The sequence below is a fragment of the Flintibacter sp. P01028 genome (genome assembly GCF_041925235.1).
In the GTDB taxonomy this organism is placed as follows: Bacteria; Bacillota; Clostridia; order Oscillospirales; family Oscillospiraceae; genus Lawsonibacter; species Lawsonibacter aceti.
Genome location: NZ_JBHEVC010000018.1, coordinates 1 through 7102 on the forward strand (window position 1 = coordinate 1; position 7102 = coordinate 7102).

The 7102-nt window shown below is 53.0% G+C and carries 7 protein-coding genes; all 7 read right to left on the bottom strand.

The window, feature by feature from the left end; genetic code table 11:
* Positions 1-34 precede the first annotated feature (34 nt).
* Positions 35-226 carry a transposon-encoded TnpW family protein gene (locus ACEVJK_RS14275; RefSeq protein ID WP_055059682.1) on the bottom strand — a complete coding sequence of 64 codons (192 nt, stop codon included), beginning with the start codon at positions 224-226 and terminating at the stop codon, positions 35-37.
* 118 nt (positions 227-344) lie between these two features.
* Positions 345-2228: an AAA family ATPase gene (locus ACEVJK_RS14280; protein ID WP_374740889.1), complete on the bottom strand. Its 1884-nt coding sequence runs from the start codon at positions 2226-2228 to the stop codon at positions 345-347.
* Between the two features lie 14 nt (positions 2229-2242).
* A complete protein-coding gene (gene mobQ / locus ACEVJK_RS14285; protein WP_374740890.1) occupies positions 2243-3751 on the bottom strand; it encodes a MobQ family relaxase in 1509 nt (502 codons plus the stop codon).
* A gap of 231 nt (positions 3752-3982) precedes the next feature.
* The gene (locus ACEVJK_RS14290) at positions 3983-4279 is read right to left on the bottom strand and encodes a DUF3847 domain-containing protein (RefSeq protein WP_235255997.1); all 297 of its coding nucleotides are present in this window, start codon (positions 4277-4279) and stop codon (positions 3983-3985) included.
* Positions 4280-4398: 119 nt separating this feature from the next.
* On the bottom strand, positions 4399-4617 hold the full coding sequence (locus ACEVJK_RS14295; RefSeq protein WP_374740891.1) for a hypothetical protein: 219 nt from the start codon (positions 4615-4617) through the stop codon (positions 4399-4401).
* A 79-nt stretch (positions 4618-4696) separates the two neighbouring features.
* The gene (locus ACEVJK_RS14300) at positions 4697-4993 is read right to left on the bottom strand and encodes a hypothetical protein (protein ID WP_374740892.1); all 297 of its coding nucleotides are present in this window, start codon (positions 4991-4993) and stop codon (positions 4697-4699) included.
* A 186-nt stretch (positions 4994-5179) separates the two neighbouring features.
* Positions 5180-7042, bottom strand: a complete 1863-nt coding sequence (locus tag ACEVJK_RS14305; protein WP_374740893.1) for a DUF4368 domain-containing protein — start codon at positions 7040-7042, stop codon at positions 5180-5182.
* Between the last annotated feature and the right edge of the window lie 60 nt (positions 7043-7102).

Below are 7102 nucleotides of genomic sequence, written 5' to 3' on the forward strand. Positions count from 1 at the left end.
AGGGTATCCTCTGATACATTTTGTCAAGGTGGTTTTAAGAAATTTTCCCGCAATCGTTCATAATGAGCCGCTTGATTTTATCGCTCATGGTTTCCTTGCTGGTGGTGCTGAAGTGGATTTTCACCCGATAGGTCGTGTTTCCGATTTTCTTCACAATATCGGGTTGCTCTGCTTCCTTTACGGTCAGAGGGGAAGCGTTTGCGGGGGTGCTGGCTTTATTGCTCATAGGCTCTCCTTTCCATGAAAAAAGCCCTTATGCTGCGGCGTACAAGGGCTTGTAGTCATTCTTCTAAAACTCTGAAAGCGCGAAAGTGCAAAGCGCAAAGGGTCTGCACTTTGCGTTTTCAGCTTGCGGGTTCGGGCGGTTGCTTCTTCTTGATGAAGTTGTACCATTGACCGCCGACGCGTCTTGCGCCCAATATGCCGCCCATGTTGCGTTTGGCGTTCTGCACCGTCCTCTCGGATATTCCGGCTTCGGTTGCGGCCTTTACAATGTCCTCGCTGGCAAGCTCTTTCCCGTCTGCAAGCAAGTCCAATATTAGCTGTTCCGCCTGTTCGGTTTTGGTGGCGGTGTTGCCGCCCGCGCCGGACAGCAGCTCGTCGGCGGTAATGTCATACTCGCCTATCCACGAAAAGCCCGTTTCCGGGTCAAAGCAAAAGGCCATGGGCTTGCCCTCCGGCGCAAGGGAAGATTTGTCATGGACGATTACCCGCACATTCGGCTCCCGCTTCACGCGCCCGATCAGCAGGACGCTCCTTGCTGCGGCGCGGAAGTCGATGGAGCCTAAGCCCCGGTATGCGCTCTGTCCTCCGGCGGCTTTGTTGAGGTGTCCGATTAGGATAACAGCGCACCCGGTACGCTCGGCAATCTCGGCAAGGCGGCGGAATATGGGGCGTATCTCGTTGGCCTTGTTCATGTCGGTTTTCTCACCCACATACGCCTGTATGGGGTCAAGGATAATCAGCCGCGCCCCGGTCTGCCGGATAGCTCTCTCTATGCGCTCGTCGGAAAGGGAAAGCCCCTGCTTGCTCTCATCAATGACAAGAACGCGGTCAAGGTCTGCCTCGGCTTCCATAAGGCGGGGTTTGATAGTGTCGCCCAAACCGTCCTCGGCGGTCTGGTAAATCACATTGAACGGCTCATGCGCCGCCATGTGGGGGAATGGCTTGCGGTTGGTACAGGCTGCGGCAAGGCGTAGGGCAAAGGTGGTCTTGCCCTCGCCGGGGTTGCCCTGCACAATGGTTACTTTCCCAAAGGGGATATACGGCTCCCATAACCATTCGACGGTCTGCGTGTCCACCTCGCTCATGCGGATAATCTCAACGGTTTCTTCCTGCGGCGGCTCTTTCAAGCCGTAGATTGCTTCCCGCAAATACTTCCCATCTGTGATTTCTGCCCGGTGCTGTAACACCTCGTTCCAATCCTTGAAAAGAGGGATAAGCCGGCGGACGGTGTAGCCCTCCGGCATGAGCTTCACAAGGCGGCTGCAAGCATCGTTTCCAGCTTCGTCGCTGTCAAGGCAGAGGTAAACGGTCTTGATGTTCGGACGGTCAGAGAGAAAGCGGAGCAGGGCTTTTTCTCCCACGCCGCCCAATGACAGATAGCTCTGCTTCTGCCATTCCTTTTTGAACAGGCAGAGGAAAGCGAGTAGGTCAACGGGGGCTTCAAAAACAAAAAGCCTGTCGCCCTCGCCCCGGTAGCAGAAATTAAAGGCTTTGTCGCTGCCTTTCACATCAAGCCGGAAGTTTCCCGCCGTTCCCTTGCTGTGGGCGTAGCGCGGTATTCCGTCCTCGTCCCGCCCCACGAATACAGCGTTGTGGTGGGCTGCGTCCTCGTAAATATCGCCGCTGGCAAAGAAAAAGCCCGCCACATCTTCATCAATGCAGCGGGCGGCTGTGAGGTAGTTCCTCGCTGTTCGGTTGTCCGGGCTGCGGGGCGGCAATCGGAATTGCGGGGAGTCCTGCGGCGGCGCGGCTCCCTTTTCTCCTGTGAGAAGTTCCACGGCTTCGGTAAAGCTCTTGCCGAAAAACTCCATGACAAAATCAACGGGGCCGCCGCCCTTGCTCTGGCTGTGGCGATACCACTTGTTGCCCCGGACGGTCAAGCTGTCGTGCCGTTTCCATCGGTATTCCTGTCCGGCGCGTTCCAGCGGTTCACCCTGCGATTGCAGGAACAGAACAAGGTCGGCTTGGTTCGCCCGGTCTATCTGTTCTTGGGTGTAGTACAAAAAACTCACTCCTTTCATCGGTCTATGTCGTGCCGTTTGGTGTGGGTCTGTGTCTGTTCCGGCTGGTCGGCGCGGAGCGCAATATCCACACATTTGCGGATTCTTTGAAGTTCGGAAACATCGGCGCGGGTGCCTTTCAGCTTGGCGTATTCCGTTTCCCTCTGTGCTTTAAGGGCAGCGTATTCTTTCTCCCATGCGGAGATCGGCAGGGTTTTCACGCCCTCCGGCAAATGGGCATGGAGATAGCGGTTTGCCGCGTTCCAAAGGGTCAGCTCGGTGTGGCGGGCTTCCGCAAACTTCTCCTGTTTTCCTTTCCAGCGGATTTGCCGGTACTCGTCCTGTACGGGCTTATAGGTCCGATAATTCCTGCCGTACTCAATGAGCTTTTGCAGTTCTTTCATGTGCTGCTCGGCGGTTTTCATTCCCGCCCGGATAGCGTCGGCCTGTTCGCTGACAGAGGAAAGGGCTGCGTCCAGCTCGTCAAGGGTAGAGATACCATGCTCGGAAAGATAGTTGACCGCCGCCGCTATGGTTTTCAGTTCGTCGGCTGCGTGCTGCCGTTGCCAACTCTGCGAATACTTCCGGCTCTTTTCTCTCTGAACGCTCAAATACTTCATCAGAAGATTTGCAAGGCCGGGGGATTGTGGCGGCTGTTCCGGGGCGGTTTCCCGCGCTTTGAACAGGTCTGCAATCCATTCTTTGAGCTTCCCAACCTGCGCCCGGATTTCCCGGATAAGGCGGTTTGCCTTTTGGATATTTCGGTTCAGTTCTCCTTTCTCGGTGGCAATACCTTTCTTCTCCATCTGGCAAGCCGCCACGCCCATGTGAACGGTGGGTATCTCGTCAATGCCGCGCTCGGCGTTGCTGCGGTGGTCGATACGCTGCGGGCTTCCGTTCCTCTCCAAAAAGTCGTTGGTAAGGTCAGCCCATGCCTTGCGCCACAAGAGGGCGTTGCCCTTGTCGTTCCAGCCGGTCAGGTCAACTTTGTGGGTCTTGTATCTGCCACTTGGCAAGCGGATACGCTCGCCGTTTTCGTCAAGGTCATATTCCTTTTTGGACTTCGCCGCCCATGCGCCGCGCTCGTCAAGTGGGCGCATGGTAAGCATGATGTGACAATGGGGATTGCCCTTGCCGGTGTCGTGAATGGCATAATCAACGCACATTCCTCTGGAAACAAATTGAGAGGAACAGTATTCCCGGACAAGCCGGATCTGTTCCTCTCTGGATAACTCTATGGGGAGCGCCGCGTCAATCTCTCTGGCAAGCTGGGCGTTCCCGGCTTTCTCGTAAAGCTCCACGCTGTTCCACAAGGTTGAACGGTCAGAGAAAGAGGGCGGGGCGTGGGGCGGCAGCATGATTTCTGTATGGACAACACCGCCTTTGCGGGTGTAGTCGTGGGTCATTCCGTCCCACTCGTTTGTCAGCTTTTCGCCGCTTCGGTAGGCGGCTGCGGCAACGGCTGATTTGCCCTTGCCCCGGCTGACAATGCCGATATTACAATGGTAGATGGCTATGGGTATCACCTCCCGGATAGGATAACAAAACCCGCAAAAATGGTGCAGACGCCAAAGGCGGGTGTGCCGTTTTTGTGGGTGTGCAGGGATAGTCGCGTAAGCGGCGCAAGGGGTGCAGCCCCTTGTTGCGGCAAAGCCGCCATATCGGAGCGCGGGGAAAGTCCCCTGTGCGGAGATAAGCCCTCGGCAGAGCGCACACGCCCGTAAGGGTGTATAAGTGCGCCCTTTGTGCCAAAGGGATTATTCGCTTTTCCCGCCCTCGGTGCGTTTTTTCAGATAAGCCCGCGCTTCCTCGCTCGTCAGGGCAAGCCGGAGAAAGGCGGCGGCTTCCTCGTCGGTCATGCTCTTGGCTTCCGGCACAATGCTCTCAAAGACAGCACCCCGGACGATCAGCCGATGGCTGCGCGTCCTGCGTTCCTCTTGGGATAACTTTTGCCGCAACACCTTTTCCCGATTTTCAAGCTGCCGGATTTTCTTCTTCCCGTCCTCAATCTCGGCGGTCAATTCCTGGCGGGTTTTCTCTCTCGGTTTCGTCATGGCTGGTCGCTCCTTTCTGCTCATGGGCATGGAAAAAGGGCAGTCGATTGCTCGGCTGCCCTTTGAGGGTAGTTTATTTAGTTTTGCTGTGTAATGTTCGATAAACGGGAATTGTTTGCTCACTTTTCTTGTATTCCTTTGTAGCAAAACACACCGCCAATAATGAAGATGACTATACAAACGACAAGCGGCATCATCAAGTCTAATCCTAACAAACTTCCTACAATGCCTGTTATACCGTTATAATCCCATTGATGCGGTGCCGCCGAACACAGAATTATAATCGCCCCCAAAAAGCCCAATATCTGCCATGTCAACCCAAATAGCAATTTCTTCATTTTTATTCTCCTTTAACTTTTGATTTTTCGTCCTGTTTCTTTGAGAAAAGTATAGCACAAGAGTATGAACAAATCTACATTATTTCAGCCTGTCGGTGGCGTTGTTTTCTCTGGCGTACCGCCGCGCCGCTTCCCGGCGTTCCTCGCTGTATGGGGCGGTCAGACGGAAAGAGAACCGGCCTTTCTCAATATCAAACTCCATGCAGCCCGTTTCCGGGTCTGCGTCGGTCTGGCGGCACACATCGGGGTGCTGCTCGGCGTAGGCGGCAAGCCGTTTCTTCAAGCCGGTGTTGTGGGTGCGGATATGGATAAGCGGGTCTTTCTCGTCAAACCAAATATCGGTGGTCTTTTCCTGCTTGGTAAGCCCTGTTCGCATAAATACTCCTTTCTGCGCCCTCGTTTGGAGAGAGGGGCATTTTTGAGGGATTTTTCCCGGCTCTTGACCTTGGGAAAATGGGGATTTTCAAATAGAAACCGCCCCGGCGAACCATTCTTCGTCCGGGCGGCTCCTATCGCATGATTTTCGTTTTTTCCGGCTCTTGACCGTCAAACATAAATTAGTTCATGCTATGTGTTCTCCTTTCTGTTCGGCGGCAGGGGGCAGTTGCTTGGTTTGCTCCTGTTCCTGCTGCTCTTTCCATTGTCTGCGTTTCTTTTCCATATAGCGTCGATTGTATTCTGCTTTTTTTGCTCGGCGGCGTTCCTGTTCCGCTAACGCTGCCTTTTCTTCGTCGGTCAGTTCAACTGCCTTGTGAGGGATGTCCACCTTGCCAACGAAATTAAAGAAAATTTCAATTTCCTGTGTTCTGCTTGCTCCTTTGCCCTGGGCTTGGTGGACGAGGATTTTTTCTACAAACTCATTTATCATGGCAGGGGTCAATTCGGAAAAGTCCGTGTATTTTCTGACGAGGGAAAGAAACTTTTCGGCGTTGATGGTTTCCCTGCTTATGCGTTCAAGTTCCTGTTGGTCTTGGGAGATGATTTCTGTCAAATCGCTTAACTCGGCCTCAAAATCGCGGAGCATTTGTTCAAAAAGGGTATCGGAAAGTCGGCCACTTACATTGTCCTCATAGAGCTTTCGGATTAGGCGGGTCAGTTCATCGGTACGCTTCTCGTTGCGCTGCTTCCGCTGGCGAATGGCTCTTGCAGCTTTTTCCTGCCTGTCCTCGGAAGCGGAGCAGACCTGTGCCATAAACTCGGCTTCATTGTTCAACGCATAGTCGCAAACGCCCTTGATGGCTTCCAACAAAAGCTCGTTCACAACAGCAGTACGAATAAGGTGCGTCGTGCAGTATTTATCATAATGCTGGTTGCCCAAATCGTAACGGGAACAGTTGTACTCGTCACGATCCGGGCGCTTTTTCCCGTTGGGTCTGCCCGCCCAGTCACGCGCATTTCCGGCCTTGCCCCTGTGGTTATACATCTTTGCACCGCAATCCGCGCAAAACATCAAGCCGGTTAGTGGATTGGCCTTTCCTATGCTGTCTGTCCGACGAATGGTTTTCCGTAGAGTTTGTACGCGTTCCCATGTTTCCTTGTCGATGATAGCTTCCTGTGTGTTCTCAAAAATGACTAAATCCTCTTTGGGGGTCATTTTGACGCGCTTATCTTTATAGCTCTCCTTGTAAGTCCTAAAGTTTACCGTATGCCCCATATATTCCTGCTTGGAGAGTATGTCGGCAACTGTACCGCCGCGCCATGTGTAGGGGTCTGCGGCATTGTAGTTTGATTGATGGTTTCCCATGCCGCGTTGTGCAAGATAGTAAGAGGGGCGCTCAACCTTTTCCGTTGCCAATATGCGGGCAATTTCATACGGGCCTTTTCCCTCAATGGCCATGCGATAAATCCGGCGTACTACTTCGGCAGCTTCCTCGTCGATAATCCAATGGTCTTTGTCGTTGGGGTCTTTCTTGTAACCGTAGATACAATGGTTGCTTGTGTGCTTGCCGGACATACCTCTTGCACGTAAAACAGTGGTTATCTTACGGCTGCAATCACGAATATACCATTCGTTCATAATGTTCAAAAAGGGCGCAAACTCGCTGCTTTCCCGTTTGTCGCTATCTACTCCGTTGGTAATCGCAACAAATCGCACACCTTTCTCTCTGAACATCACTTCGGTGTAAAAGCCCACCTGTAAATAATCTCTACCGACGCGGCTCAAATCTTTAACAAGGACAGCAGCGATTTCGCCTTTTTCAATGCCCTCAATCATGCGCTTCCAGCTTGGACGGTCAAAACTTCCACCAGACCAACCATCATCTGTGAAGTGGACGCAATTCGTAAAACCGTTGGCTTTCGCATAGTCCTCCAACATTTTCTTTTGATTGATAACGCTGTTGCTATCACCTGTAAGGTCATCATCACGGCTCAATCTCTCATAAAGGGCGGTGATTTTACCGTTGCCTAATTTCTTGGGTTTCATGGGAACGCTCCTTTCTATAGGTGATTTCTTATCCCCCTTTCACAGCATATATCTTCCGTA

What these genes read in the sequence shown, in the direction of transcription:
- ACEVJK_RS14275 (WP_055059682.1), bottom strand. Translation starts at nt 226, where the DNA reads ATGAGCAATAAAGCCAGCACCCCCGCAAACGCTTCCCCTCTGACCGTA.
- ACEVJK_RS14290 (WP_235255997.1), bottom strand. Translation starts at nt 4,279, where the DNA reads ATGACGAAACCGAGAGAGAAAACCCGCCAGGAATTGACCGCCGAGATT.
- ACEVJK_RS14295 (WP_374740891.1), bottom strand. Translation starts at nt 4,617, where the DNA reads ATGAAGAAATTGCTATTTGGGTTGACATGGCAGATATTGGGCTTTTTG.
- ACEVJK_RS14300 (WP_374740892.1), bottom strand. Translation starts at nt 4,993, where the DNA reads ATGCGAACAGGGCTTACCAAGCAGGAAAAGACCACCGATATTTGGTTT.
- ACEVJK_RS14305 (WP_374740893.1), bottom strand. Translation starts at nt 7,042, where the DNA reads ATGAAACCCAAGAAATTAGGCAACGGTAAAATCACCGCCCTTTATGAG.